We start from the raw sequence: 25,696 nt of genomic DNA on the forward strand, positions 1-25,696 counted from the left end.
CTAATTAACCCTAATCTGATCCCTGACCTTATTAAATACGCCTTCCTTAATCCCTTCGACCTCCATCAATTCCTCAATCTTTTGGAAGCCTCCATGTTCTTCTCTGTAAGCGATAATCGACGCCGCCTTTGCTTCCCCGATTCCGCTTAATGTCATCAGTTGTTCTTTGGATGCTGTGTTAAGATTCACCTTCCCTTCATCGGCTGACAAAACTCCCTGCTGCCCTCCATTCCCGCTGCCTGGTTCACCCAGCCGCCCTGAATGGAAGCCGCCTTCCAATCCCTCCTGCACCTCATCTCTGGACGGTACATAGACCTGCTGACCGTCTTCAAGCTGTGCCGCCTGATTTAGCTGTTCGCCTGCACCGCTCTCAAGGATACCACCCGCCGCCTGAATTGCTTCATACAGACGGCTTCCTGCCGGAAGGGGATAGACTGCCGGATTGGCCACCTCTCCGCATACATGTACGTAGATGACTCCCTGCTTACAGTCGCTTCCCACATCCTCCTTAGAGCCTTCCTTAAGCTTATCTTTTGCATCTTTCATACTATCTTCGTTATGTTCTTCAAGAATCTTCGGACTGTTATTTCGTTCTTCATCTTCCGGTATTTCCTCTGGGGTCTCATCCGTCAGACAGACCAAATCTTCTCCCTTCGTTCTTCCTGCGCAGCCTGTGGGCAAAGACAACAGCGCCCATGCCAACATCACGGCAGTCATAACCATCCTTCTATGCATATATAAACTCCTTTACAGTCTGTCGAAACTGCAAATACCCCGTATATGCATCTTATGGGGCAGGAAAAATCCTGCCACATCATGTCTTAATCATTGTACTATTTCCACTGGAAAATTGCAACTCCAATCAGCGCAATTCCCATTCCGATTATCTTCCTCCACTCAAGGGGCTCCTTCTCTACGCCAAACAGTCCCATCAGCTCAATTACATATGCCACTATTAACTGTGCAATCACAATCAGAAGTGCGGCCTTTGCAGGACCAAGCTGCTCCATACTTTTAATTACGGTCAGCGTAATCCCTGCACCAATCACTCCTCCAAGGAGTACATATTTAGGCTCCACCTTCGTGATTGTCATAATATTGTCACGGCCTGCAATCAGCCATGCTATGGCACATACCGCAAATGCAGTAAGCTGCACCCATCCATTGCTGACCCACATTCCCGTCGTCTTCGTCACCTGTGTATTGAATACCCCCTGTACGCTCATAAGGGCTCCCGACAGAATTGCAATAAAAAAACCAATCATTGAAAATACCTCCTTTTTCCTTCGGAACGCTTCTTTCGGATAGTATGTCCAATGATTGGTCTTTTATAACTTCGTCGTAAAACTACATATGCATGTGGCTACTGGTTAAAAGCCCATTTTAATTTTTCAATCATCTCATCAATCTGTTCTTTTTCTATAATCAGAGGAGGTAAGAGCCGAATCACATTATCTCTCGCGCTAATAATCAAAAGCCCTCTTTCAAGAGCACGATTGATAATCTCCCCTACTGGCTTCTTCACCTTAATTCCCTGTATCAAGCCGATTCCTCTGCACTCAAGCACCTGGTCGGATTCTGCCGCCAACTCCTTAAGTCTCTCCTTCAGATATGCGCCTATTTCCCGCACATGGGCAACAATATCCTCCCTCTCAAAAATCTCCACAGTCTTGGCTACTGCCGCACATGCAAGAGGGTTGCCGCCGTAGGTGGTCCCGTGGTCCCCAGGCTCTAAGGAATATTCCGCCACCTCCTCTGTCATGGCGAATGCCCCTACCGGCAGACCGCTTCCGATTGCCTTTGCCATGGCCATGATGTCCGGCCTGGTTCCATAGGACTGCCATGCAAACATCTCTCCCGTACGTCCCATTCCGCACTGAATCTCGTCGCATATCATCAGTATTCCTTCCTGGTCACAGAGCTTGCGGATTCCTTCCATGAACTCCTTAGATGCCCGATTGATACCGCCCTCCCCTTGAAGAGCCTCCAGAATAATTCCGCAGGTCTTGTCTGTAACCTGTGCCTTTACGCTGTCCAGATTGTTAAATTCTGCAAACTTCACTCCAGAAATCAAGGGCTCAAAAGGAGTCCGGTAGGCTTCGCTTCCAGTCACAGACACAGCCCCCATACTTCGCCCATGGAAGGAATGCTCCATGGCAATGAATTCATATCTTCCAGTTCCTTTCTTCCATGCGTATTTTCTCGCCGCCTTAAGCGCGCCCTCAATGGCCTCTGTCCCGCTGTTGGTAAAAAATACCCTGTCCATCCCTGTAATCCGCCGAAGCGCTGTTGCCGCGCGACCGCATGTGGTGTTATAATACAGGTTGGATGTATGGGTCAGGCAGTCAATCTGTGCTTTTAACGCCTCATTCAATTCCTGATTGCCATAGCCCAGGCCGCATACAGCGATGCCTGCCGCAAAATCAAGATATTTCTTCCCGTCAGTATCATAGAGATAGACTCCCTCGCCTCTTTCAAGCACGACAGGAAAACGGTTATAAGTATGTACGAGTCCTTTTTTTGTTTCTTCTATATATTGATTCATTTCTTTTCTCCATAATAAAGTTTCTCTTTACAAATTATTCCCCGTGGTAAAACTTTTCTTCACTGTCATTGAGCATCGCTGTCCCGATTCCCTTATTGGTAAATATTTCAAGGAGGAGGCAATGGGGAATCCGGCCGTCCAGAATATGAACCCTGGAAACACCATTCTCAATGGCATCTATGCAATTCTGGAGTTTCGGCAGCATTCCGCCTCCGATATACCCCTCCTCCATCAATGCCTTTCCTTCCGATACCCGAAGCTCAGATATGAGCGTAGACGGGTCTTTCGGATCTTTATAGACACCTTCAATATCCGTCAAAAATGCAAGCTTCTCTGCATGAACCGCCCTGGCGATTGCACACGCCGCATCATCCGCATTGATATTATATGTACAAAACTCCTCATCCATTCCTACCGGACACACAATCGGAAGAAAATCTTTTTCCAGCAAATCAAACAGAATATCTGCATTCACATGCTTTACCTCACCCACAAAGCCGATATCCGCCCCATCTGCATACTTCTTCTCCACCTTAAGCAGAGCTCCGTCCTTACCGCTGATTCCGATGGCGCGGACTCCCAGACTCTCCACAAGCTGCACCAGCCCCTTGTTTACCTTGCCAAGCACCATCTCAGCAAGCTCCATCGTCGCCTCGTCCGTCACCCGAAGTCCATTGACAAATTCCGGCTCCATGCCCGCCTTTTCAACCCATTTGCTGATTTCCTTACCGCCGCCATGTACAATAATCGGTTTAAAACCTACCAGCTTTAAAAGAGTCACATCCTGAATGACCTGTTCCTTTAACTGCTCATCCACCATGGCGCTGCCGCCATATTTTACTACAATAATCTTTCGGTTAAACCGCTGGATATAGGGCAGCGCTTCTATTAAAACCTCTGCCTTATCCAGATATTTCTGCATTGATTGATTCATGATATCAACTCTCCTATCTCCTGCGCAGCTTCATATATGTCTCAAAATACTTAACTCCTGTAATCTGCATTAATATCAATATACCCATGGGTCAGATCACATCCCCAAGCGGTCGCCTCTTTGTCACCCATTTTCACATCCGCGATTGCCGTTACCTCAGATTCTGACAGAATCTTTGTCGCTTTCTCCTCGCTATAATCTACCGCAGTCCCGTTTTCAATAATCTGAAGCCTTCCAGCCTTACTCTCAAAGAAAAGGTCCACCTTCTCCGGATTAAACTGCGCGCCGGAATACCCCATTGCACACAGGATTCTCCCCCAGTTGGCGTCATGACCCGCGATTGCCGTCTTGGTTAGATTCGAGCACACGATAGACTTAGCCAATGTCTTAGCCTGCTCCACACTCTCGCACCCTATTGCCTTAACCTCGAAAAGAGCCGTTGCCCCCTCGCCGTCGCCTGCAATCTTCTTCGCAAGATACTCATTGATGACATGAAGGGCCTCCTTAAACTTCTGGTAATCTTCGGTTTCGTACACAATCTCAGGATTCTCTGCCATACCGTTTGCCAAAAGAAGCACCGTATCATTGGTGGAGGTATCCCCGTCTACGGAAATCATATTGTAGGTGTCCCCTACATCCTCGGAAAGAGCCTTCTGAAGCGTCTCCTTGGCAATCACGGCATCCGTGGTGAGAAATGCAAGCATAGTACACATGTTTGGATGAATCATACCAGAGCCTTTCGCCATACCGCCGATGGTCACAGTCTGCCCGCCCACCTGAATGGTCACGGCAATCTCCTTCTCACAGGTATCTGTAGTCATAATCGCTTTCGCCGCACCAGTACCGTTTTCCAGAGAAGGCTTCTTCTTCTCTGCCAACGCCATGATTCCAGCAGACACCTTATCTATTGGAAGCTGCTTTCCAATCACTCCCGTAGAGCCGATTAGGACTCCGTTTTCAGAGATATTAAGCGCTGCCGCTGCTGCCCTGGCCGTTTCCCTGCAGTATCCAAAACCTTCCTCTCCTGTGCAGGCATTGGCAATTCCTGAATTCACGATTACTGCCTGAACATTAGCGCCGCTTTTGACTACCTGCATATCCCAACGCACAGGAGCCGCTTTCACTACATTCGTAGTAAATGTTCCCGCTGCGATACATGGAACCTGACTGTAAATCATGGCCATATCCGTCCTGTCTGTGTACTTAATCCCTGCCGCCGTTGCTGCCGCCTCATATCCCTTTGCCGCGGTGACACCGCCCTTAATTTTCTCCATCTTCAAATCCTCCTTTTTGTAACCCATTTGCCGAACAAATTGAGTCCTCCTCTTACTGCTGGTTAAATGCCGTAATGTTCTTCTCATTTAAGACAAAATCATAGTAATTCAAATCCAGCCTTTTGGTCCACCCTATGGTATTCCAGAACGCATTGCCTATATCATTTCGGGTAAATGCAATAAGGCAGACCTTGTTTATCTGCTCCTTTTTAAGTTCTTCCATAGCATACACTACCATCGCCTTACCAATCCCGCGCCTTCTGTAGTCCTCGTCCACACAAACATGGTAAAGACAGCCCCGCCGCCCGTCATGTCCGCACAGAATACTCCCGACCACCTTTTCGTCCTCCCAGGCCACCACACTGGTGGACGGATTCCTGCTTAAGAAGCGTTTAATTCCCTCTCTGGAATCATCCACACTTCTCAGACCAAATCCCCGTATCTTAGTCCACAGTCTATACACCTCGTCATAATCTTCTATCGTCATTGTTCGGATCATAAGTTCACCTCTGTTTTACTTCTATAAAAATATCTCCCTTGGGATTTCGTCTGCCTATGCCTTCCCAAATGCAGTCAGCCTCCGAAAGCTACGGAAACATGGGAACCAGTTTTAACCCTTCGCTCTCCGGCAATCCGAACATCAAGTTCATATTCTGTACGGCCTGACCTGCCGCGCCTTTTACCAGATTGTCAATCGCGCCCATCATTATAATCCGGTTGGTCCTTGAATCAATCTTAACATTAATGTCCACATAGTTGCTGCCCTCAACCCATTTCGTCTCCGGACAGACTCCCTCGTCAAGAAAACGGATAAACCTCTCATTCCCGTAATACTTATCATAAACAGCCTTCACATCTTCATATGTAACCTCTTTTTTCAAAGATGCATACTCTGTCACCAGAATTCCACGATTCATGGGAACCAGGTGGGGCGTGAAATTAAGCGCCACCTTCTCTCTTGCGGCATAGCCTAACTGTTCCTCAATCTCCGGCGTATGTCTGTGAGAAGCCACACCGTAGGCCTTAATATTCTCATTGACCTCACAGTAAAGGTTAGGAACCTTAGCGCCTCTGCCCGCACCGGAAGTACCGGATTTTGCGTCTATAATCAGCGTCCCCATGTCAATAATCCCTTCCTTTGCCAAGGGATATGCCGTTAAAATAGAACAAGTGGTATAACAGCCTGGATTGGCCACCAGCCTTGCCTTTCTGATATCCTCGCGGTTCACCTCACAGAGCCCGTAGACAGCTTCTTCGATAAACTGAGGGCTCTTATGTTCAATCCCGTACCATTTTTCATACACCGCTACATCTTTGATACGGTAGTCTGCACTCAGGTCGATTACCTTAGCCTTTGCAAGAATATCCTCCTTCATCATGGATGCGCAGAACCCTTGAGGAGTGGCTGTGAAGATCACGTCCGCCTGTTTCGCCAGTTCTTCCATATTGTCATCCAAACATTTTTCATCTACAATCTGGAACATATTCTGATATACATCCCCATACTTCCTGTCAATGTAACTTCTTGAGCCATACCAGATGATCTTTGCATCCTTATGCCCTAAAAGGAGACGTACCAGTTCTCCTCCGGCATAGCCTGTAGCGCCGATAATACCTGCTTTTATCATCTATTCAACATCCTTTCTGCATCCTATAACCCTATTTTATCAATCTCAATCAATATAAACCAAATCCGAATACTTGTCCAGAGATTATTACACAAATCTGGTGTGCCCTTTGATAAAAAAATAAAACACTTGCATAATTATACATCTAATACGTATATTATGCAAGTGTTTTTTGAAGCATTCTATTATTAATAGACACAAATACTTTCTGTTTCAGACTCCAGCAAAACATCTTGATAGCGGTAAATACTCAGCAAAAGCCCAATCAGCGTATTCGTCACAAGTACTCCGGTTCCCCCGTAAGTAAGAAAGGGACAATAGACGGAGCTGGACGGTAAAATCCCTGTATTCATCATCACATAGAATAAAAGCTGTACCAAAAATGCGGCCGTACATCCAAAACCAATGATACTTCCAAGGCGGTTTCTCTGCCCCACTGACATGCCCATGAAGCAGATGAACAAAGCGGTTAGCATACCAATCACAAGAACTGACACCAGAATTCCATAGCAGGCTGTAATGTACATCAGTCCATAGTCCATCCCTTCCATAATCCTGTCTGCACTTTTGACAACCATCTTCCCTTCTCCGCTGCCAATCCAGCGACAGCCCTCCAGAATCCCTTTCAGCAGACGAAGCTGATAGCTCTCCCCACCACTCTCAAGCTGCAGCATATTTGCGACACGCATACGCTGGTACTCTGGTCCAAACAGAAAAAGCTTCAGATACCCTATGCCAGACAACAGAACCGTTCCTCCCCAGAGCGATAACAGTGTCTTTGCTCTGGAAACCTTAAACCATTCCTTTACAACTGCGAATGATAAAATAAGAAGATAAATCAAAAACAGCATCAGCACAGTCAAGACGCTGGTAACCCTTAAGGCAATACATAACCCAGGCAGCATCCAAAGAAGACTCTTCCCAACTGCCAAATACCCCTGCCCGTGATAACGATACACGATTGCTGCATATAGAGGGACAAAAAGGAAGATGCATAATCGGATATTTAAGGAAAGGGAAAGTATGGGCAGCGTTATCCACCCTAATGCGCCATTTATCTGTTGGCCAAAAATAAACATCCCCACGAACACGACAATAAACGCCGCAACCGTAATCTCTCTCGCCCATCGTCCAATCCGGCTGTAATCCAAATAGCACACTCCAATCAGTACGGCAAATCCAATCAACATCCACTTTACATGATCTCCCGCAATAAAATTCCCCTTTGAAAAATTGCTCTGAAGAAGATTCAGGAGTATATAGCCTGCCCCATACAGACCTCCAATCAGCGCAATCCATCCCCACGCCATCCGCGGTCTGTGTACCAGATCCAGCGCAGCTCCTGCTTCTACCGGATCTCCCATCTGCCTTACGGCCTCTGCCTGCGCTTCCTCCTTGTTAAGCCCTTCGCTGATATAAAATTCCTCCTGCTCCTCGATATGACTTCTAATCTCCTGAGTCACCTGGGCTCTCGCCTGTTTACATCGAATCTGTTCTGCCAGTATCCTCAAATATTCTTCTTTTTTCATACGGCACCTCCCATACTCAATACATCTGCGACCGCCTGGGTATAGGCCAGCCATTCTTCTTTCTTTTTTGCCAAAGCCTTACGTCCTTCCTTCGTAATACTGTAATACTTACGCGTCTTTCCTGCCTTTTCAGACTGGTGAGCTTGGACCGCGTCCGACAAAGTGTATGATCTTAACATCCCCTTTGTCTCCATGCCGTGCAAAAGTGGATATAAAGTTCCTGCCTTCATTTCAAATACATTCCTGGACTTCCTGCGCAGTCCTTCAATCATCTCGTATCCATACATATCCTTTTCCTCCAGCAGCCGAAGAATCAGCATAGAGGTACTTCCCGAAACCAGGCTCTTATCAACTGCCATCTTTCATTTCTCCTTTCTACAATATATCGTTCATCTATATATCGACTATCTATAGTATATATAGATTATCTATACATGTCAATTCATTTTTAAGGAAATTTATTCAACCTCCCTATATATCTCGCATATATAATGTATATTTTGTGCATAAAGTGTATATTTTATCTTTTTTCAATTTATTCTTGCATAATTATAAAAAATACGGTATAGTATTCTTTGCAGTTAAGAACAACCTATTTTTACATACACAAGACAGAATGAGGAGGATATTCTTATGAAAGAAAAAGTTGTATTAGCATATTCCGGAGGACTTGACACAACGGCGATTATTCCGTGGCTTAAGGAGAATTTTGACTATGAAGTAATCTGCTGCTGCGTAGACTGCGGCCAGGGAGAAGAACTTGATGGTCTTGAAGAACGAGCGAAGCTTTCCGGCGCATCCAAGTTATATATTGAAGATATCGTAGATGATTTCTGCGACAATTACATTGTTCCATGTGTACAGGCACACGCCGTCTATGAGAACAAATACCTGCTGGGAACCTCCATGGCCCGCCCTGCCATTGCAAAGAAGCTGGTTGATATTGCAAGAAAAGAAGGCGCCAGCGCAATCTGCCACGGCGCTACCGGAAAGGGCAACGACCAGATTCGTTTTGAGCTTGGCATCAAGGCTCTTGCTCCTGACCTTAAGATTATCGCACCATGGCGTATGACAGACGTATGGACCATGAACTCCCGTGAGGAGGAGATTGAATACTGTAAACAGCATGGAATCAATCTTCCTTTCGATGCAAGCCACAGCTACAGCCGTGACCGCAACTTGTGGCACATTAGCCATGAGGGCTTGGAGCTTGAGGACCCGTCTCTTGAGCCTAATTATGACAACCTGCTGGTTCTGGGCGTAACCCCAGAGAAGGCTCCCAACGAGGGTGAATATGTTACCATGACCTTCGATAAAGGTGTCCCAAAGAGCATCAACGGTAAAGAGATGAAGGTATCTGACATTATCCGCAAATTAAACGAACTGGGTGGAAAGCATGGAATCGGTATCTGTGATATCGTGGAAAACCGTGTAGTAGGCATGAAATCCCGTGGTGTATATGAGACACCCGGCGGAACCATTCTCTATGAAACTCACCAGCAGTTAGAAGAACTGGTACTTGACCGCGCCACTTATGAGATGAAAGAAGAAATGGGCAACAAGCTGTCCCAGATTGTGTACGAAGGAAAATGGTTCACTCCCCTTCGGGAAGCTGTCCAGGCATTCGTCGAGTCTACACAGGAATATGTAACTGGAGAGGTGAAATTCAAACTATATAAGGGAAATATTATCAAAGCAGGAACAACCTCCCCCTACTCACTATACAGCGAATCCCTTGCAAGCTTCACGACAGGAGAGCTTTACGACCATCATGATGCGGACGGATTCATCAATCTGTTCGGACTGCCTCTTAAGGTTCGCGCCATGAAGATGCAGGAGGTTCAAAAGACTCAGAAGTAATATACGATTAAAAGCTTGAGCGTCCCTCAAAAGGGGAACACTCAAGCTTTTTTCCTCCATATTTGTCTACAAAACTTCCCTGATCACTCTTTTTGCATTATCCCCCCAAAGCTTATCCAACTGCCCCTGGGATACACCGGCTCTTTCAAGGGCATCCCACAGCCTCTCCATTCGGGAAGCATCAGGTATCTCCAAGGTCTTGCCCCCGTCAAAACCGTCAAAGTCCGTCCCGATTGCTGGAAAATCGCTGCCCCCAACCCGTATCATATGTAGAATATGAGCCGTCATTCCATCAATCCTTGAGTCCTCATAAGCGGCGTCTGCGTCCTCCCTTTTTCCTGTACCAAGGAAAGCCCCGTAGAAATTCAGCCCCGCAACCCCTCCTGTTTCTGCAAGGCTTCTAATCATCTCATCTGTCAGATTCCTTGGGTGATTACAGAGCGTGCGGCAGTTGGAATGAGACGCCACAACCGGTTTCCTGGAATACTTAAGAATATCAAAGAACGTCCCGTCCGAAGCGTGGGAGACATCCACAATCATGCCAAGCTCATCCATCCTCCTGACCACATCAATGCCAAAAGGTGTAAGTCCTCGGCTCATGATAGACCCATCCCTGCTGTTGGGATGCCCAATACAGTTCTCATAGTTCCACAAAAGCGTCACAAGCCGGACTCCCTTTTCATAAAGCTCGTAAAGCCTCCTCATCTCTCCATTAAGGACGCCTCCCTCCTCCACCGTAAGAAATGCAGATATCTTCCCCTGGCTTTCCTTCTCCTGCATATCCTGAAAAGACCTGGCAATACCAATCTGTTCCGGATATGTCTGCACCTGACGATTAAGATATGCAATCATATCCTGCACGCGCCTGTAGCACCCCTCATATCCCCCTGCATGTTCAAAATCCTTAAGACAGGTAAAGCAGGCAAAAAACTGCGCCTTTGTTCCTGCCTTCTTCATAAACGGGATACTGACGCTGCATTGGTTTTCCATCAAATCACCGTCTTTGTCCATATCCATTAATTTCCACAATGTATCACAATGCAAATCAATCAATTTCATAACTTCCGCCTCCATTTCATAACTTCTACAGTAAGTATATATTTTCTCTGGAAAAATGTATACCTTTTTTGAGGAGGCTTTTCATGAAACCAATAATCGGAATCGTATCCTGCGGATATATGAAGCAGCGTCAGTTTGTACCACAGACCTACATACAGGCAATCAAAAAATCCGGCGGAATCCCCATCCTTCTGCCCTGCACTCAGGATGAAGACGCATATTTCTCATACGGAAGACAATGCGATGGATTCCTGTTCTGCGGCGGAGACGACGTAACGCCCCTTCTGTTCGGTGAAGAATTAATGACTGAACGGGGAGCCACAGATTATCGTACAGACAATTTCCATATTACACTGATGAAATACCTGCTGTCACTAAAACTCCCCATTCTTGCCATCTGCCGCGGCATGCAGCTTCTCAACATCTGTCATGGCGGAACCATTTACCAGGATATCTCCCTGCGCTGGCCCGCATCCTTAAACCACATGCAGTTATCTGAAGACCGGTCCGACCCCTGCCATAAGATTACAGTCATAAAAGATAGCATACTATCTAATATTTTCAATGAAAATGAAGTTGTAAATAGCTTCCATCACCAGTGCATCCGGATATTGGGCGCCAACTTAAACATATCTGCCGTGGCATCTGACGGCATCATAGAGGCAATCGAATCAGACCAGCTTCCATTTGTAGTAGGCGTTCAATGGCATCCAGAGTGTATGCTCAACGTATCCTCGTCAATGCAAAAACTGTTTTATACATTTATTGAAAAATCAAAAAACGCCAAAAATTTGCAGTATATTTCTCCAAAGCCACGGACACAATAATCCCGAACAAACCATGCGGCGCTCAAAACCAATGTCCGCAATTAAAAAGGAGGAAACAGACATGGCCGATTTATCAGTACTCGACTTACAAAACCTGCGTCACTTAATCGGAGGATACAGCACTTGCCACTGTAAGCTGCAGGATTACGCATCCCAGGCACAGGACCCTGAAGTAAAGAAACTTTTCCAGGATGCCGCAAATTCTGCCATGAAGAACAAGCAGGATTTAATGAAATTCTTATAGGAGGAAAGCAGACATGTTAGATGAAAAGACAATGGTAAGCGACGCACTCACAGGCGTCAACGGCGAACTGACCCGATTTGGAGAGATGATTCCCCAGACAGAGAACAAGGAGCTTAAACAGTGCTTAAAGCAGATGAGAAATGAATGCGAGATGTCTCAGGAGAAGCTTTATCAGGTTGCAAGGGAAAAGAGCTATTACGTTCCGGCGGCCAAAGCGTCACAGCAGGAGATTGATCACGTAAAATCCATTTTAAGCGGAGGCTCAATGAAGTAAAGAAACCTAATCAGGCGGAAGAACAGTGCCTTAAAGCCTTTCGTTCTTCCGCCTGGTTATTTTTACATAGCATACTATATATTTTATGCACTTCTTTCAAACTGAGAGTTATATAATTCTGCATAGAAGCCATTTCGCGCCAGCAACTCCTCATGGGTCCCCTGCTCTATAATATCTCCGTCCTTCATGACCAAAATCAAATCCGCATCCCGAATCGTAGACAGCCTGTGGGCAATGATAAAGCTGGTTCTTCCACGCATGAGATTATCCATTGCCTTCTGAATCCTGACCTCAGTACGGGTATCTACAGAGCTTGTTGCTTCATCCAGAATCAAAATCTTGGGGTCTGCCAGAATTGCGCGGGCTATGGTCAATAACTGTTTCTGCCCCTGAGAAACGTTATTCGCCTCCTCGTTCAACTCCATGCTGTAGCCCCCTGGAAGGGTCTGCACAAACCGGTGTACATAGGCCGCCTTAGCCGCCTCAACCACCTGGTCATGGGATGCGTCCAGTTTCCCATAGCGGATATTGTCCTCAATGCTGCCTTTAAACAGCCATGTATCCTGCAGCACCATTCCGAACATTTCCCGAAGCTCACTCCGGTTAAAATTCCGGATGTCATGTCCGTCCACCTTAATGGAACCTCCGTTGACGTCATAGAAGCGCATGACCAGTTTCACCATAGTTGTTTTTCCCGCGCCAGTAGGACCGACAATCGCAATCTTCTGCCCTGGCTCTACCTTTGCGCTGAAATCATGGATAATGGTATGCTCTGGGTTGTATCCAAAACGCACGTTCTCAAACTCTACGCGCCCTTCCAACCCCTTAATTGAAACTGCATCCGGCACAGTCTGGTCCTCCTCATCCTCCTCCAGAAACTCAAACACCCTCTCGGAAGCTGCTGCCGTAGACTGAAGCATATTCGCCACCTGCGCCACCTGCTGGATTGGCTGTGTAAAGTTGCGCACATACTGGATAAAAGACTGAATATCACCAACCTCAATCACATCCCTAATCGCAAGCCATCCCCCAAGTATGACCACAGCCACATACCCAAGATTCCCCACAAACTGCATGACAGGCATCATCATTCCTGACAAAAATTGAGACTTCCACGCAGACTCATACAGGATGTCATTATCCCGTTCAAACTCTGCAATCACATCCTCTTCTTTATTAAATGCCTTCACAATATTATGCCCGCCGTAAACCTCCTCAACCTGACCGTTTACGTGTCCCAGATACTCCTGCTGACTCTTGAAATACTTCTGAGAACGCTTCACAATCACGGAAATCAGCCCCACGGAAACCGGAAGAATCAAAAGGGCAATCAGCGTCATCAACGGACTGATGCTCAGCATCATAACTAACACGCCGATAATCGTAGCCACGGAAGTTATCAACTGCGTCGCACTCTGGTTCAAGCTTTGACTTAAAGTATCCACATCATTAGTAATCCTGGACAAAATCTCACCATGAGGCTGCCTGTCAAAATAGTTCATAGGCATACGGTTAATCTTCTCTGAAATCTCCTTTCGCATCCGGTAAGTCAGCTTCTGAGAAACTCCGGTCATAATAAAACCCTGAATAAATGAAAACAGTGCGCTTAACACATACAAGCCCATCAACAGAATCAGGATTCTTCCGATTTTGTCAAAATCGATTCCTGCTCCTCCTGAAATCTTTTCAACCAAACCGTTAAATATTTCCGTCGTAGCCCTTCCCAAAATCTTCGGTCCCAGAATATTGAAGACCGTACTCCCTACGGCAAACAGGACAACGAATACAAGAGGAATCTTATACATGCCAAGATACGTCATTAGCTTCCTCATGGTACCTTTAAAATCTTTGGCCTTCTCCCCCGGCATACCGTGTCCGCCATGCCCCATGCCTGGTCCTCTGTGCCCCATACCTCGTCTCGCCATATCAGCCCACCTCCTTCATGTCATTTTCCAGCTCCTTCTCAGATAACTGGGACGATGCAATCTGGTAATATTCTTCACAATTTTTCAAAAGCTCCCTGTGGGTACCCTTGCCAACAACCTTCCCATCATCTAACACAAGAATCTGCTCTGCATTAAGAATCGTACTAATCCGCTGGGCAACAATGAGTACCGTACTCTTGGCCGTCTTTTCCTTAAGCGCATTCCGAAGCTTCACATCCGTCTTATAATCCAGCGCCGAAAAGCTATCGTCAAAAATATACACATCCGGATGTTTTGCAACGGCCCTCGCAATAGACAGCCTCTGCTTCTGTCCGCCGGATACATTCGAGCCGCCCTGTGCGATAGAACTTTGATATTTCTTCTGCTTCTCCTCAATAAACTCTGCTGCCTGAGCAATTTTTGCCGCCTCTTTCATCTCCTCCTCGCTTCCGTCCGGATTCCCGTACAGAATATTGGATGCGATGTCTCCTGAAAAAAGGACGCCTTTCTGGGGAACATAACCAAGTCTTTCCCGAAGCTCTTTCTGAGAAATATCTCGTATATCCACACCGTCAATCATAATCCTGCCTTCCGTAACATCATAAAACCGCGGAAGCAGATTGACCAGCGTAGATTTTCCGCTTCCCGTACTTCCAATCACCGCCGTGGTCTCTCCTGGCTTAGCTGTAAATGAAATATCATGAAGCACATCCTCCTCGGCGCCTGGATAACGGAAGGAAACATGTTCAAATCTTACCTCTCCATTTCCATTTTCTCCAAAATGAACCGGACAGTCTGGATCATGGATAAGCGTACTGCTGCTTAGAATCTCATCAACGCGCTCCGCCGAAACCGCTGCTCTTGGCAGCATGACAGAAATCATACAGATCATGAGGAATGACATAATAATCTGCATCGTATACTGGATAAACGCCATCATATCGCCAACCTGCATACTTCCGTCATTGATGCTGTGTCCGCCAACCCAGACAATCAGCACAGCGATTCCATTCATAATCAGCATCATAAAAGGCATCATGAAGGTCATTGCACGGTTCACAAACAGATTCGTCTTTGTCAAATCCTTATTTGCATTGTCAAAACGCTTTTCCTCGTATTTCTCTGTACTGAATGCCCGAATCACCTCAAGTCCCGTAAGAATCTCACGGCTGACAAGATTCAGACGATCCACCATACTCTGCACCACCTTAAACTTGGGCATTACCACAGTAAACAGAACCACCACCACCATAACGATTAACGCTACGGCAAGAGCAATAATCCACGACATATCCACGTTGGTACGAAATACCTTGAAGATTCCTCCTGCAGCCATAATCGGCGCATACAGCACCATCCGAAGAATCATGACCGTCAAAAGCTGAATCTGTTGGATATCGTTGGTACTTCTGGTAATCAGAGATGCAGTGGAAAATTTGTCGAATTCTCCATTGGAGAAACCTACTACCTTGCGGAATACATCCTTTCTAAGCCCACGTCCGATCTTCGCGCCTACGCGGGAAGCCATCAGTCCCACCATAATGCTCGCAATCATTCCCAATGCAGCCAATGCCAGCATCCTTCCTCCTGTCCGAAGGATATAGCGAGTCTCAAGCTGGTTGGTGTCAACACCGATTTTTTCGTATACATTCTGAATGTAGACCGCCACAGACTGCTCTATCATAGTTTCCGGCATAGAAGAAAACTGTTCTTCAATCTCCCCAACCAGGGAATCCCTTTTAGAAGCCTCCATCATCTCAAATATTTCATAAACAGACATCTGGCTTGCGTTTGGCATCACAGACTCCATCTGGGTTTTCATCTGCTTCTCCAACTTTATGGCAGCTTCGCTTCCAGAGTCAAAGCCCGTACAAAGAAGCATAGGTTTTCCCAAAAGCTCTGATAACTCCTCCATCTTATCCTCGTCTTCTCTCACAGCCTCTGAAAGCTTTCTTACTTTTTTTTCTGCGCTGCCATCGGAAGCCTTTTCCTCATAGGCCGCTCTTACCGTTTCCTGCTCATCTGAAGGCACAAACAGCAAGAGATGATTCAAATCCTCCTCCCCGATAACATAGGGCGCCTTCTCATCAATTCCTTTCTGCTGTATCCCCACATTGACAATATCTGATGTATATGTGGGCAGGGACAAGTCACAATACGCCTGCACAATCAACACACAGAAAATCGCCAGAACCTGGCCGGCATATGGTTTTAAAAACCCAAATAATTTTTGCATATCTCACCAATCCTTTCCTAGTAATCCAAAGTCAAAAGTCATGTCCCATCGGAGGTCCTGTCTTCTCGATAATCGTCTTGAAATCCATCCCCTTAAAGTCCTTAGAATCCAGCATATTTTCCCGCATCTCAAGAAGCAGCCTTTGAAACAAAAGCCTCTCCTCCACTGAAAATCCCCGATACAGTATTTCCTCCATGTCCTTCATAATGGATTTTATTTTCTCGATACATTCCTTCCCTGCCTCTGATAAACAGATACGAAGAATTCTCTGGTCCCTCTCGTCCGGCTCCTTTGTGATAAACCCACGTTCTTCTAATTTCCTAAGCGTTACCGTCATAGAAGGCGGAGTAATCCCGATTTTCTCCGCAAGCTGCCGCTGAGAAAGCCTCCCCTGATTATTCAGAATAAACAGAATCCCCGCCTGGCTTGGATTCAACTCCATATCCTCCATTCGCCTGACCGCCTGATATCTGCTTAAATGCATTAACTGATGCATCACAATAAATACCCTTGCATCCTCTATATTCTTCATAGTCTCCCTTCTTTCATTCTGCAAATCTAATATTCATTAGTTTTCTAACATTTAGATTAGTCATTTTATCCAAATATGTCAACATATTTATGTTTTTTTTACATTTTTTATGGGAAATTTTAGAAAAAATTAATTAGATAATTAAATTATGGGATAAAGCTAAATACAGAAGCGCTCCATCCCATTTTCACACGTCAACGACTATAATGTATCAGAATCGAGAATAATCGTAAATGGTCCGTCATTGACCAGACTGACCTTCATGTCCGCCCCAAACCGGCCCTGTTTTACGGTTAAACCCTGCTCTTTACACTTGGCTATAATATACTCATACATATCCTTGGCCATATCCGGCGCTCCCGCCTCTATGAAGCTTGGCCGGTTTCCTTTCTTACAATTCGCATACAGTGTAAACTGCGAAACCAGCAATAACTCCCCGTCCACAGCGTCAAGAGACAGGTTCGTCTTGCCCTGTTCATCTTCAAAAATCCGAAGCCCTATCATCTTCTTTACCATCTTGTCCGCAATCTCCTTTGTATCGGAATCACAGACTCCGATTAAGACCATGAACCCCTTTCCAATCTTGCCAAGGACTTCCCCGTCTGCCTTTACCTCACTTTCTAACACTCTCTGAATTACAAATCTCATCTTCTCGTAACCTCCTGCTTTTCCCAATAAAAAAGACAGCCATAAAGACTGCCTTTTGTCATTTGTAGCTCCCCCAAAATGCCGGTTCCTGTATTTTGACTCCTAGCCTGATGCTAGGTGGGTGTCCGCATCCGCTTTTCTGCCTTCCACTGCATAACTTGGAGGCCTGGCATATTACGGAGATGTAGGAGTCCCGTTTAAAGTTTTGTAGGTTCAAAATTACAAGATTATCGAGCACCCCAGGTTTCCTAAGGACTATTATACTCTATTATCCCTGGATTTTCAACAATAAATACATAAATATCTTTGGATATCTTTGGATTAATAAATCAATAATTTCTTTACAAGCTCCTTCATCTGGTTTTTGTCACATTCCAGGGTATGCAAAACCTTTGCATCCAAAATATCCTTAATCGCCTGAGGCAGATCAACACCAGATACAGACGGAAGCTTATTAAGCAGCGCAAAATCGTCCTCTGCCTCATATTTACTGTCGATGGCTGTCATAACACTCTTGGCAAATTTATAGGGACTCGCTGTGGATGCCACCACACATTTGCCAGAATCCCCGTTCTTCCTTTGATACTGCTCACAGACATACGCCGCAACCGCCGTATGGGTATCCAACACATACCCCGTCCTCTCATAGACACGCCTGATACATTCTGCTGTGTCCGTCTCTGTGGCAAATCCTGCCTCAAAGTCCTGAAGCTTTGCTTTCATCTCCTCTGTAATGGAATAACTTCCATTCCCTTTCAGCCCATCCATCAGCTCCTTTGTCTTATCAGAAGCTTCTCCTGTAATCAGATAAATCAGCCTCTCAAGATTGCTGGAAACCAGAATGTCCATGGATGGAGAGGACGTAAGCACAAATTCTCGATTCCTGTCGTAAGTACCTGTTCCAAAGAAATCAAACAGCACCTTGTTCTCATTGGAGGCACAAATCAACTTGCCAATAGGCACTCCCATCTGCTTCGCATAATAGGCGGCAAGGATATTTCCAAAATTCCCTGTGGGAACAACTATATTAATCTTTTCTCCAATGCTAATCTCCTCATTGGCCAGCAGCTTCGCATAAGCATAGACATAGTAAACCACCTGGGGAACCAGACGTCCAATATTAATCGAATTGGCCGAGGAAAACTGATATCCCTTTTCCTCCAACTCCTTTGCAAGCTCCTGATCCTCAAAGATTGCCTTCACCCCGCTCTGGGCGTCGTCAAAATTCCCATGAATCGCAACTACATTCACGTTGCTTCCCTTCTGGGTCGTCATCTGTAACTCCTGCACCGGACTTACGCCATTCTTCGGATAGAATACAATGATTCGAGTTCCTTTCACATCTGCAAATCCCGCTAGAGCCGCCTTCCCCGTATCTCCTGAAGTGGCCGTCAGAATCACAATCTCATTCTCTACCTGCTTCTTCCTTGCAGCAGTTATCATGAGATGGGGCAGAATCGACAGCGCCATATCCTTGAATGCAATCGTAGCTCCATGAAACAATTCCAAAAAATAGGTGTCGCCCACCTTCGCAAGAGGCGCAATCTCCTCTGTGTCGAATTTCCCGTCATAGGCCCTGGCAATACAATCCTTCAATTCATCTTCCGTAAAATCCGTAAGAAACTGCTTCATCACAGCATAGGCCGTCTCCTGGTATGTCATGTCCTTTAATTCTTCCATTGGCACATCCAGAACCGGCAGCTTCTCCGGTACAAACAAGCCCCCATCCGAAGCCAGTCCCTTAAGGATTGCCTCAGATGAGCTTACTCTCAATTCAGAATTCCTTGTACTTTTATAATACAGCTTCATCTTCTTCTCCCTTTGCCCCATATGTCCACAAAATTCTATCTCTTACTGTTGGTATACTTTACAAGTCCGCCTGCCGCAATCAACTTCTGCATAAACTCAGGGAACGGCTGTCCCTTAAATTCTGTCCCTTTTGTAAGGTTATAAATCATGCCGCTGTCGAAATCAACCTCAACCTCGTCGCCGGCTTCGATTCCTTTCGCCGCCTTTGGACATTCGATAATCGGCAATCCAATATTGATTGCATTCCGATAAAAGATTCGTGCAAACGTCTCCGCAATCACGCAGCTTACCCCCGCCGTCTTAAGACACAGCGGCGCATGCTCCCTTGAGGACCCGCAGCCAAAATTCTTGTTTGCCACGATAAGATCACCTGGCTTTACCTTATTCACAAAATCTGGATCAATATCTGCCATGGCATGGCTTGCCAACTCCTGGGCGTCAAAAGAATTCAGATATCTAGCGGGAATAATTACATCCGTATCCACATTATCTCCATACTTAAATACATGTCCTGTCGCTCTCATTATCTGCCACCTACTTTCTCTGGATTCGCAATGTATCCGGCAATCGCGCTTGCCGCCGCAACCTCAGGCGACGCAAGATAGATTAGGGAATCTACATGCCCCATACGTCCTACAAAATTCCGGTTCGTCGTTGATACACATTTCTCTCCTGCCGCCATAACTCCCATATGTCCGCCCATACAAGGCCCGCAGCTCGGCGTATTCACAGCACAGCCTGCATCCACAAAGATATCCAGAAGTCCTTCTGCGATACATTGTTTGTAAATCTTCTGGGTAGCTGGAATAACCATTACACGTACATCCTGATGTACAGTCTGCCCCTTAAGGATTGCCGCTGCTTTTCGCATATCCTCCATACGCCCATTGGTACATGAGCCGATTACAACCTGGTTAATCTTAATCGGCTCCATGGCTTCAATCTCATCAATGGTCTTGGCATTTCCAGGAAGATGTGGAAATGCAACTGTAGGACGAACCTTTGCCAAATCAATCTCAACCACTTCGTCATACTCTGCGTCTGCATCCGCCTCGTAAATCTTATATTCCTTTTTAGAGTGCTCCCTCATATATTCCTGAGCCTTTGCATCTACAGGGAAGATTCCATTCTTAGCCCCCGCTTCAATCGCCATGTTCGCCATGGTAAAACGGTCGTCCATGGACAGATTCAAAATGCCGTCTCCTGTGAATTCCATAGATTTATATAACGCTCCATCCACACCAATCTTACCGATGATATGAATAATAATATCCTTGCCGCTGACATAAGGTCCAGGCTTTCCTGTCAATACGAACTTAATGGCGCTTGGAACCTTAAACCACAGCTCTCCCGTCGCCATTCCAGTGGCAATATCCGTCGTTCCCACGCCGGTGGAAAACGCTCCAAGAGCCCCGTATGTACAGGTATGAGAATCGGCTCCGATAATACACTCGCCTCCTACGACTACGCCCGCCTCCGGAAGAATCGCATGCTCAACACCAGACTTTCCCTGCTCAAAATACCAAGTAAGGCCTTGTTCCCTTGCGAACTCACGAATTGACTTGGAATTCTCCGCTGATTTGATATCTTTATTCGGTGTAAAATGATCCGGCACCAGAACCACCTTATCCTTATCAAATACCTGGGCTGCCATCTCCCTGAAGATTGGCAGTGCCATTGGCCCTGTAATATCATTTGCCATAACTACATCAAGCTTCGCTTCAATCAACTGTCCCGCCTCAACATAATCCAAACCGGCATGGGCAGCTAAGATTTTCTGCGTCATTGTCATTCCCATTCTGACACCCTCCTGTTCTTTACGTCTTTAGAATTTTTCATACGTGGTATTCTACCACAGATATTCTTTCATGACAAGGATTCTCATTATCCAAAACACCTGACTCTGACATTGGTTCTAAACAACGGCCCTCTTATCTTCGCCAGATGCGATTCCTCATCTCATTGAACATCTCTTTGTGAAGCCTGGATTCCATCTTTGGAAATGCATCGATTAAGCGTCTGGTGACAAGGGTACTGCGGCCTGCAAGCTCCGTATATTTTCCCTTAAGCTCCGCATATTTATTCCGAAGCTCTGCCAGGAGCGCCTTCTCCTCCTCCGGATACAGCTTCGCCTCAATTTTCTCCTCCACACGGTCAATTCTCTCCTCCAGATGATCCTTCTGCTCCTGAGCAACAGAATCCAGCTTCTCGCGCAACTCTGAAACCGCTGAGTCTAGCTGCTTCTTCGTCTCCTCCGAGAATTCCATGGTCTCCATAACGCTCTCGTGGATGTTCACTCCAATCATATCTGAAAGTTCACGAAGCTCTGCCGAAATCTTCTCCATGGTATCCAGCTTTTTATTTAACTTCAGAATCTCAGCCGTGGTTACATACAGATCCGCCAAGAGTGCAATTCCAAGCACTGCAGCAAGCCCAATCCCCACAGTAACCGGAATCATATCCACCATCTGACAGACAAATGGATGAATCACCCTTACAATCAGCACGCAGGCAACTCCCCACGCAAGGGAGAACAAAAGGCACACATACCCGCCGATATTCAAAGGCTGGTTTGAGTAATCCCACCATTTATGATGAAACAACCGATCCATCAGATAACCCGTCACTCCCTCAATCGTCGTCACCAATGCCGTGGACACTACGTAGAGGGATACAATAGTCCCGCTCATGGGCTCTAACAGCATGACCACCATGCCAATGCCCACCCCATAGACCGGACAGATTGGACCATTTAGAAAACCACGATTCACAAACTTTTTCTGCTTAACCGTCGCATAGGCCACCTCCGTACACCAACCCAAAAAACCATATATAAAAAAGTATAAAATAAAATAGTATATCTGCATCTTCTTCCTCCGGTAATTTCATTATTCTCAACTCTCACAAATAACAGTATACTTCACAAAGTCCTCTCCGTCAAATAGAGATATGAGTCAAGCTACAGTTAATAAATAGATGAAATATATGGAGGAAGAAGTCCCAAGGCAAACCGCCAACAATTACAGGAAGCACAACCCTATATGGTAAACAATTACGCTCATAACCCAGGCAATCAATATCTGGTATACCAGAATTCCGAAGGTTTGTCTCCAGCTTTTCAGCTCCCTGTGGATGGTTGCAATCGTCGCGGTACATGGGACATACAACAGACAGAATACCATCAGGGCGTAAGCGTTTGCCGCGCCAAAGCCTAGAGAGCCAAGTGTAGCGACCATGGCGTCCATGCCACCTTTTGTAGTGATATTCTGAATGCCGAACAAGACGCTGCAGCTTGATACAACCACTTCTTTTGCGGCAATTCCGGCTATCAAGGCGACGATAATCTGCCAGTATCCCAGTCCGGCAGGCCGAAACAAAGGAACGATTGCCTTCCCGATTAACGAGCCAAAGCTCTGTGTGATATCCGTGACATACCCATGAGGACCAAAGTTTAAAAGAGCCCACATGATTACTGACGCAACGAAGATAACGGTTCCGGCTTTGGTCAGGTAATCTTTGATCTTCTCCCACACATAGATGAAAATGGTTCGGGCATTGGGAGACTTATATTCCGGCAGCTCGATTAGGAGTGCGTGCTCTGCTTTACTCCCGTCAAGCTTGGACAGTATGTATGCGGTGGTAATCGCCACAATGATTCCAAGAAGGTACATGGAGTAGCAGACAAGCATAGCATAGTTCCCAAAAAACATGGAGGAAAACAAAACATAAATTGGGAGCCTTGCGCTACAGGACATAAACGGAGTAACCAATATGGTTTTAAACCGATCTTTGGGATGCTCCAGCGCGCGAGACGCCATAATAGCCGGAACCGAACATCCGAAGCCCAGAAGAAGGGGGAGAAATGCCCGTCCGGAAAGGCCAAGGCGGCTCATAAGATCGTCCATCACGAAGGCAACCCTTGCCATATATCCGCTGTCCTCCAGCAAGGCAAGCGCCAGAAAGAGGATAAAGATATTTGGCAGGAAGGTTAAGATTCCGCCCACACCGGAGATAATTCCGTCAACGATTAACGACTGAAGCATTGGACTTACGCGGATAACATTCAGACCATTAGAAGTAAGACCCGAAATCTCCTCCAGGGCAATTTCAAAATATCCTTTCAGCCAGTCCCCGATTGTAAAAGTCAGAAAGAATACCAGCGCCATGATTCCAAGAAAGATCGGCAGCCCAAGCCAGCGATGTGTGAGCAGCCCATCAATCTTGTCGGTGGATTCTTCCTTCGCGGATTTATTTACCAGAATCTCGTCAATGACCTCCTCAATAAAATCATACTTCTGATTAATAATGTCCTTCTCATAGCTTCTGTCAATCACGTCCTTTAAGTCCAGCGGATAGCTTTTCATCACCTGTTTATCCATCTCAAGCATTTTGATGGCATGCCATCTCTTGTTAAGAATATCGGGATATTTTTCTGTAAGCTGCCCAATGATAACATCAATCTTGTCTTCCATCACATCTTCGTAAACCATGGCGTATTCGTCGTGGTGATTATGCCTATGCGCGGAAGATTTACCGGTATGGTGATGGATAAAGGGCCCTTGCTTGGCATACTGGCTGTGGTGGGCTACAGCATGCATCAGAATAGCAAGACCAGTCTTCCTGCGGGCGGATACAGGGATGGCAGGAACGCCCAGCATCTCTGGAAGGCGGTGGAGATCAATCTCCATGCCCCTCTCCTCCACAATATCCATCATATTAAGCGCCAGCACCACCGGTTTCCCCAATTCAATGAGCTGCAGCGTAAGATACAGGTTTCTCTCCAAGCAGGAGGCGTCGATAACATCAACGATCACGTCCACCTCGTCGCTCATGATACATTCTCGTGAAACAGTTTCTTCCATTGTATAGGACGTCAGACTATAGATACCCGGCAGATCAATGAGCTTGAATTCCTGTCCTTCATAGACGGTCTTCCCCTCTTTTTTCTCCACTGTAACGCCAGGCCAGTTGGCAACCTTTAGATTTGCGCCGGTAAATGCGTTGAAAAGTGTGGTTTTCCCACAATTGGGATTACCGATAAAACCTACGTTAATTGTCTTACTCATGGTATCTGCACCTCCGTAACTGTAATATGGTCTGCAATTCGCCTGCCAAGGGCAAAACGGGTGCCGCGGAATTTTGCTGTGAGGGAGCCCTTTTTATCATTGTTCAGAATTGTAATCAGAGAGCCCTCCGTTAGTCCCAGCGCCTCAAGACGGCGTTCTAACTTAAGCTCAATATCAATAGACTCCACACGATACGTCAGATGATTCATTCCTTGCTTGAGTGTCATATGTATATCCCCTTGTAAATGTTATTGATTCTTATTATCTATTACAATCCTATCATAACACCATTTCTCGGATTAAGCAACGTGTAGTATATTGAAAATCGTTCTTATTTTTAAAAAAGAAACAAAATAAAAAGCCGTCAAGAATCAGAATTCTTAACAGCCTTTCTATTTTATTCTTACTCAACCTTCCCCTGCAGCTTCAAATAAGGAATCTCAATGGGGTCAATGGGGTCAACCGGATTCTCAATCTCCCCCTTCACTTTTCTCTTATGGCGCTTCAAAAGCTCTCCGCCCTTATTGTAAAACCAGAAGGAATATACCAGAAGTTTATTGACCTTCCCAATCTTATCTTTGGTCGTCTTCCCATAGATGGTGCCTCCCACTCCAATTGGCACCTTTTTACGAATCAAGGAAATCAATTCTGTCTCGCAGGTAATCCTCTCCGGCAGCTCTGTATATGCCAGAGAAACACAATCCAGCTTATGGGCATCGCTGCCGCCAATCCCCGGCTTTTTATACTTTAACGTAAGCTTCATTGCCTCCCTGTTGGATTCCTCCGGCTCACACGCGTTAAAAGCCTCAATAAAATCGAATCTCTTGATTATCTCCGGAGATTTGTAGAATTTCTTCGTCTTCGTAAAACTTAAGTATTTCTCTCCGCATGGGTGTGCAGGACCAAGAATCCCGCCGTGCCGATGAACAAAATCAATCAGGGCGCTTACCGGCAGTCCTCTTAACTCCAACAAACGCATCTTGACACCCTCCGGCATGATACAGATAATATGTCCTGCGTCGCAGGTGTCATATTCAATCCCTTTTAACACTACAAAATCGTCGTGAACCTTCCCCTTCATATGATATTTCCAATGGCGGTATCCTTTGTAAGTATCATGGTCTGTGATTAACATTCCTTCAAATCCGTGTTCCTTAAGCTTCGTGATATATTCATCCAGACCTACTTTACTGTCGATAGAGCCCTCTTTCACATGACAATGCATATCAATCTTCATACACTAAGGCCTCCTTCATTCATGTTCCTCTGAGTCTAATATATTTACTATTATATCACATCTACTCCA

The 25,696-nt window shown here is 46.0% G+C and carries 25 protein-coding genes and 1 other RNA gene; 4 read left to right on the top strand and 22 right to left on the bottom strand.

The window, feature by feature from the left end:
* The 9 genes from GN277_RS18865 to GN277_RS18905 form a co-directional block, all read right to left on the bottom strand.
* Entirely contained in the window at nt 1–735 is a 735-nt protein-coding gene (locus GN277_RS18865) for a helix-hairpin-helix domain-containing protein (protein WP_244324789.1), read from the bottom strand.
* Nucleotides 736–833: 98 nt separating this feature from the next.
* Nucleotides 834–1,265, bottom strand: a complete 432-nt coding sequence (locus GN277_RS18870) for a DMT family transporter (RefSeq protein ID WP_159752626.1) — start codon at nt 1,263–1,265, stop codon at nt 834–836.
* 98 nt (nt 1,266–1,363) lie between these two features.
* Nucleotides 1,364–2,545 (bottom strand): aspartate aminotransferase family protein, encoded by a 1,182-nt coding sequence (locus GN277_RS18875; RefSeq protein WP_159752628.1) that lies wholly within the window; start codon nt 2,543–2,545, stop codon nt 1,364–1,366.
* A 34-nt stretch (nt 2,546–2,579) separates the two neighbouring features.
* A complete protein-coding gene (gene argB / locus GN277_RS18880) occupies nt 2,580–3,479 on the bottom strand; it encodes an acetylglutamate kinase (RefSeq protein ID WP_159752630.1) in 900 nt (299 codons plus the stop codon).
* Nucleotides 3,480–3,529: 50 nt separating this feature from the next.
* Complete coding sequence (gene argJ / locus GN277_RS18885) at nt 3,530–4,753, bottom strand: bifunctional glutamate N-acetyltransferase/amino-acid acetyltransferase ArgJ (protein ID WP_159752632.1); 1,224 nt, start codon at nt 4,751–4,753, stop codon at nt 3,530–3,532.
* A gap of 52 nt (nt 4,754–4,805) precedes the next feature.
* A complete protein-coding gene (locus GN277_RS18890; RefSeq protein ID WP_159752634.1) occupies nt 4,806–5,252 on the bottom strand; it encodes a GNAT family N-acetyltransferase in 447 nt (148 codons plus the stop codon).
* Between the two features lie 88 nt (nt 5,253–5,340).
* A complete protein-coding gene (gene argC, locus GN277_RS18895; protein ID WP_159752637.1) occupies nt 5,341–6,381 on the bottom strand; it encodes an N-acetyl-gamma-glutamyl-phosphate reductase in 1,041 nt (346 codons plus the stop codon).
* Between the two features lie 188 nt (nt 6,382–6,569).
* Nucleotides 6,570–7,910 (bottom strand): FtsW/RodA/SpoVE family cell cycle protein, encoded by a 1,341-nt coding sequence (locus GN277_RS18900; RefSeq protein WP_159752639.1) that lies wholly within the window; start codon nt 7,908–7,910, stop codon nt 6,570–6,572.
* Complete coding sequence (locus tag GN277_RS18905) at nt 7,907–8,269, bottom strand: PadR family transcriptional regulator (protein WP_159752641.1); 363 nt, start codon at nt 8,267–8,269, stop codon at nt 7,907–7,909. Before GN277_RS18905 ends, GN277_RS18900 begins: the two co-directional genes overlap by 4 nt.
* 274 nt (nt 8,270–8,543) lie before the next feature.
* Here GN277_RS18905 and GN277_RS18910 point away from each other — a divergent pair, with 274 nt between their 5' ends.
* On the top strand, nt 8,544–9,770 hold the full coding sequence (locus GN277_RS18910) for an argininosuccinate synthase (RefSeq protein ID WP_159752643.1): 1,227 nt from the start codon (nt 8,544–8,546) through the stop codon (nt 9,768–9,770).
* A 66-nt stretch (nt 9,771–9,836) separates the two neighbouring features.
* Here the strand turns inward: GN277_RS18910 and GN277_RS18915 are convergent, their stop codons facing one another.
* A complete protein-coding gene (locus GN277_RS18915; RefSeq protein WP_159752645.1) occupies nt 9,837–10,829 on the bottom strand; it encodes a dipeptidase in 993 nt (330 codons plus the stop codon).
* Between the two features lie 83 nt (nt 10,830–10,912).
* On the opposite strand from GN277_RS18915, the gene GN277_RS18920 reads away from it, so the two are divergent.
* From GN277_RS18920 to GN277_RS18930, 3 genes are all read left to right on the top strand, one after another.
* Nucleotides 10,913–11,656, top strand: coding sequence for a gamma-glutamyl-gamma-aminobutyrate hydrolase family protein (locus GN277_RS18920; RefSeq protein ID WP_159752647.1), 744 nt, complete (start codon nt 10,913–10,915; stop codon nt 11,654–11,656).
* Between the two features lie 61 nt (nt 11,657–11,717).
* Nucleotides 11,718–11,900, top strand: coding sequence for a hypothetical protein (locus tag GN277_RS18925; RefSeq protein WP_159752649.1), 183 nt, complete (start codon nt 11,718–11,720; stop codon nt 11,898–11,900).
* Nucleotides 11,901–11,913: 13 nt separating this feature from the next.
* The gene (locus tag GN277_RS18930; RefSeq protein ID WP_159752651.1) at nt 11,914–12,174 is read left to right on the top strand and encodes a spore coat protein; all 261 of its coding nucleotides are present in this window, start codon (nt 11,914–11,916) and stop codon (nt 12,172–12,174) included.
* 83 nt (nt 12,175–12,257) lie between these two features.
* On the opposite strand, the gene GN277_RS18935 is transcribed toward GN277_RS18930, so the two are convergent.
* The 12 genes from GN277_RS18935 to GN277_RS18990 all read right to left on the bottom strand — a co-directional run bounded on the left by GN277_RS18935 (nt 12,258) and on the right by GN277_RS18990 (nt 25,627).
* Nucleotides 12,258–14,099, bottom strand: coding sequence for an ABC transporter ATP-binding protein (locus GN277_RS18935; RefSeq protein WP_204162763.1), 1,842 nt, complete (start codon nt 14,097–14,099; stop codon nt 12,258–12,260).
* Between the two features lies 1 nt (nt 14,100).
* Nucleotides 14,101–16,335 carry an ABC transporter ATP-binding protein gene (locus tag GN277_RS18940; RefSeq protein ID WP_159752653.1) on the bottom strand — a complete coding sequence of 745 codons (2,235 nt, stop codon included), beginning with the start codon at nt 16,333–16,335 and terminating at the stop codon, nt 14,101–14,103.
* A gap of 31 nt (nt 16,336–16,366) precedes the next feature.
* Nucleotides 16,367–16,867, bottom strand: a complete 501-nt coding sequence (locus tag GN277_RS18945; protein WP_159752655.1) for a MarR family winged helix-turn-helix transcriptional regulator — start codon at nt 16,865–16,867, stop codon at nt 16,367–16,369.
* Nucleotides 16,868–17,068: 201 nt separating this feature from the next.
* Nucleotides 17,069–17,515 (bottom strand): D-aminoacyl-tRNA deacylase, encoded by a 447-nt coding sequence (gene dtd, locus GN277_RS18950; protein ID WP_159752657.1) that lies wholly within the window; start codon nt 17,513–17,515, stop codon nt 17,069–17,071.
* Nucleotides 17,516–17,581: 66 nt separating this feature from the next.
* Nucleotides 17,582–17,764, bottom strand: a non-coding RNA gene (gene ssrS / locus GN277_RS18955) — 6S RNA.
* A gap of 72 nt (nt 17,765–17,836) precedes the next feature.
* The gene (gene thrC, locus GN277_RS18960; protein WP_159752659.1) at nt 17,837–19,324 is read right to left on the bottom strand and encodes a threonine synthase; all 1,488 of its coding nucleotides are present in this window, start codon (nt 19,322–19,324) and stop codon (nt 17,837–17,839) included.
* Nucleotides 19,325–19,359: 35 nt separating this feature from the next.
* Complete coding sequence (leuD, locus tag GN277_RS18965; protein ID WP_159752661.1) at nt 19,360–19,848, bottom strand: 3-isopropylmalate dehydratase small subunit; 489 nt, start codon at nt 19,846–19,848, stop codon at nt 19,360–19,362.
* On the bottom strand, nt 19,848–21,122 hold the full coding sequence (leuC, locus tag GN277_RS18970) for a 3-isopropylmalate dehydratase large subunit (protein WP_159752663.1): 1,275 nt from the start codon (nt 21,120–21,122) through the stop codon (nt 19,848–19,850). The genes leuD and leuC overlap by 1 nt, the downstream gene beginning before the upstream one ends.
* 133 nt (nt 21,123–21,255) lie before the next feature.
* Nucleotides 21,256–22,191 (bottom strand): putative ABC transporter permease, encoded by a 936-nt coding sequence (locus GN277_RS18975; protein ID WP_159752665.1) that lies wholly within the window; start codon nt 22,189–22,191, stop codon nt 21,256–21,258.
* A 153-nt stretch (nt 22,192–22,344) separates the two neighbouring features.
* Nucleotides 22,345–24,390 carry a ferrous iron transport protein B gene (feoB, locus tag GN277_RS18980; protein ID WP_159752667.1) on the bottom strand — a complete coding sequence of 682 codons (2,046 nt, stop codon included), beginning with the start codon at nt 24,388–24,390 and terminating at the stop codon, nt 22,345–22,347.
* A complete protein-coding gene (locus GN277_RS18985; protein WP_159752669.1) occupies nt 24,387–24,617 on the bottom strand; it encodes a FeoA family protein in 231 nt (76 codons plus the stop codon). Before GN277_RS18985 ends, feoB begins: the two co-directional genes overlap by 4 nt.
* A 176-nt stretch (nt 24,618–24,793) precedes the next feature.
* Nucleotides 24,794–25,627, bottom strand: coding sequence for a PHP domain-containing protein (locus GN277_RS18990; RefSeq protein WP_159752671.1), 834 nt, complete (start codon nt 25,625–25,627; stop codon nt 24,794–24,796).
* Between the last annotated feature and the right edge of the window lie 69 nt (nt 25,628–25,696).

It is taken from the genome of Sporofaciens musculi (assembly GCF_009830285.1).
Lineage (GTDB): Bacteria > Bacillota > Clostridia > Lachnospirales > Lachnospiraceae > Sporofaciens > Sporofaciens musculi.

Excerpts from the sequence above, each read along its gene's own strand:
- GN277_RS18865 (WP_244324789.1), bottom strand. The coding sequence starts at position 735 with ATGCATAGAAGGATGGTTATGACTGCCGTGATGTTGGCATGGGCGCTG.
- GN277_RS18870 (WP_159752626.1), bottom strand. The coding sequence starts at position 1,265 with ATGATTGGTTTTTTTATTGCAATTCTGTCGGGAGCCCTTATGAGCGTA.
- GN277_RS18875 (WP_159752628.1), bottom strand. The coding sequence starts at position 2,545 with ATGAATCAATATATAGAAGAAACAAAAAAAGGACTCGTACATACTTAT.
- argB (WP_159752630.1), bottom strand. The coding sequence starts at position 3,479 with ATGAATCAATCAATGCAGAAATATCTGGATAAGGCAGAGGTTTTAATA.
- argJ (WP_159752632.1), bottom strand. The coding sequence starts at position 4,753 with ATGGAGAAAATTAAGGGCGGTGTCACCGCGGCAAAGGGATATGAGGCG.
- GN277_RS18890 (WP_159752634.1), bottom strand. The coding sequence starts at position 5,252 with ATGATCCGAACAATGACGATAGAAGATTATGACGAGGTGTATAGACTG.
- argC (WP_159752637.1), bottom strand. The coding sequence starts at position 6,381 with ATGATAAAAGCAGGTATTATCGGCGCTACAGGCTATGCCGGAGGAGAA.
- GN277_RS18900 (WP_159752639.1), bottom strand. The coding sequence starts at position 7,910 with ATGAAAAAAGAAGAATATTTGAGGATACTGGCAGAACAGATTCGATGT.
- GN277_RS18905 (WP_159752641.1), bottom strand. The coding sequence starts at position 8,269 with ATGGCAGTTGATAAGAGCCTGGTTTCGGGAAGTACCTCTATGCTGATT.
- GN277_RS18910 (WP_159752643.1), top strand. The coding sequence starts at position 8,544 with ATGAAAGAAAAAGTTGTATTAGCATATTCCGGAGGACTTGACACAACG.
- GN277_RS18915 (WP_159752645.1), bottom strand. The coding sequence starts at position 10,829 with ATGAAATTGATTGATTTGCATTGTGATACATTGTGGAAATTAATGGAT.
- GN277_RS18920 (WP_159752647.1), top strand. The coding sequence starts at position 10,913 with ATGAAACCAATAATCGGAATCGTATCCTGCGGATATATGAAGCAGCGT.
- GN277_RS18925 (WP_159752649.1), top strand. The coding sequence starts at position 11,718 with ATGGCCGATTTATCAGTACTCGACTTACAAAACCTGCGTCACTTAATC.
- GN277_RS18930 (WP_159752651.1), top strand. The coding sequence starts at position 11,914 with ATGTTAGATGAAAAGACAATGGTAAGCGACGCACTCACAGGCGTCAAC.
- GN277_RS18935 (WP_204162763.1), bottom strand. The coding sequence starts at position 14,099 with ATGGCGAGACGAGGTATGGGGCACAGAGGACCAGGCATGGGGCATGGC.
- GN277_RS18940 (WP_159752653.1), bottom strand. The coding sequence starts at position 16,335 with ATGCAAAAATTATTTGGGTTTTTAAAACCATATGCCGGCCAGGTTCTG.
- GN277_RS18945 (WP_159752655.1), bottom strand. The coding sequence starts at position 16,867 with ATGAAGAATATAGAGGATGCAAGGGTATTTATTGTGATGCATCAGTTA.
- dtd (WP_159752657.1), bottom strand. The coding sequence starts at position 17,515 with ATGAGATTTGTAATTCAGAGAGTGTTAGAAAGTGAGGTAAAGGCAGAC.
- thrC (WP_159752659.1), bottom strand. The coding sequence starts at position 19,324 with ATGAAGCTGTATTATAAAAGTACAAGGAATTCTGAATTGAGAGTAAGC.
- leuD (WP_159752661.1), bottom strand. The coding sequence starts at position 19,848 with ATGAGAGCGACAGGACATGTATTTAAGTATGGAGATAATGTGGATACG.
- leuC (WP_159752663.1), bottom strand. The coding sequence starts at position 21,122 with ATGGGAATGACAATGACGCAGAAAATCTTAGCTGCCCATGCCGGTTTG.
- GN277_RS18975 (WP_159752665.1), bottom strand. The coding sequence starts at position 22,191 with ATGCAGATATACTATTTTATTTTATACTTTTTTATATATGGTTTTTTG.
- feoB (WP_159752667.1), bottom strand. The coding sequence starts at position 24,390 with ATGAGTAAGACAATTAACGTAGGTTTTATCGGTAATCCCAATTGTGGG.
- GN277_RS18985 (WP_159752669.1), bottom strand. The coding sequence starts at position 24,617 with ATGACACTCAAGCAAGGAATGAATCATCTGACGTATCGTGTGGAGTCT.
- GN277_RS18990 (WP_159752671.1), bottom strand. The coding sequence starts at position 25,627 with ATGAAGATTGATATGCATTGTCATGTGAAAGAGGGCTCTATCGACAGT.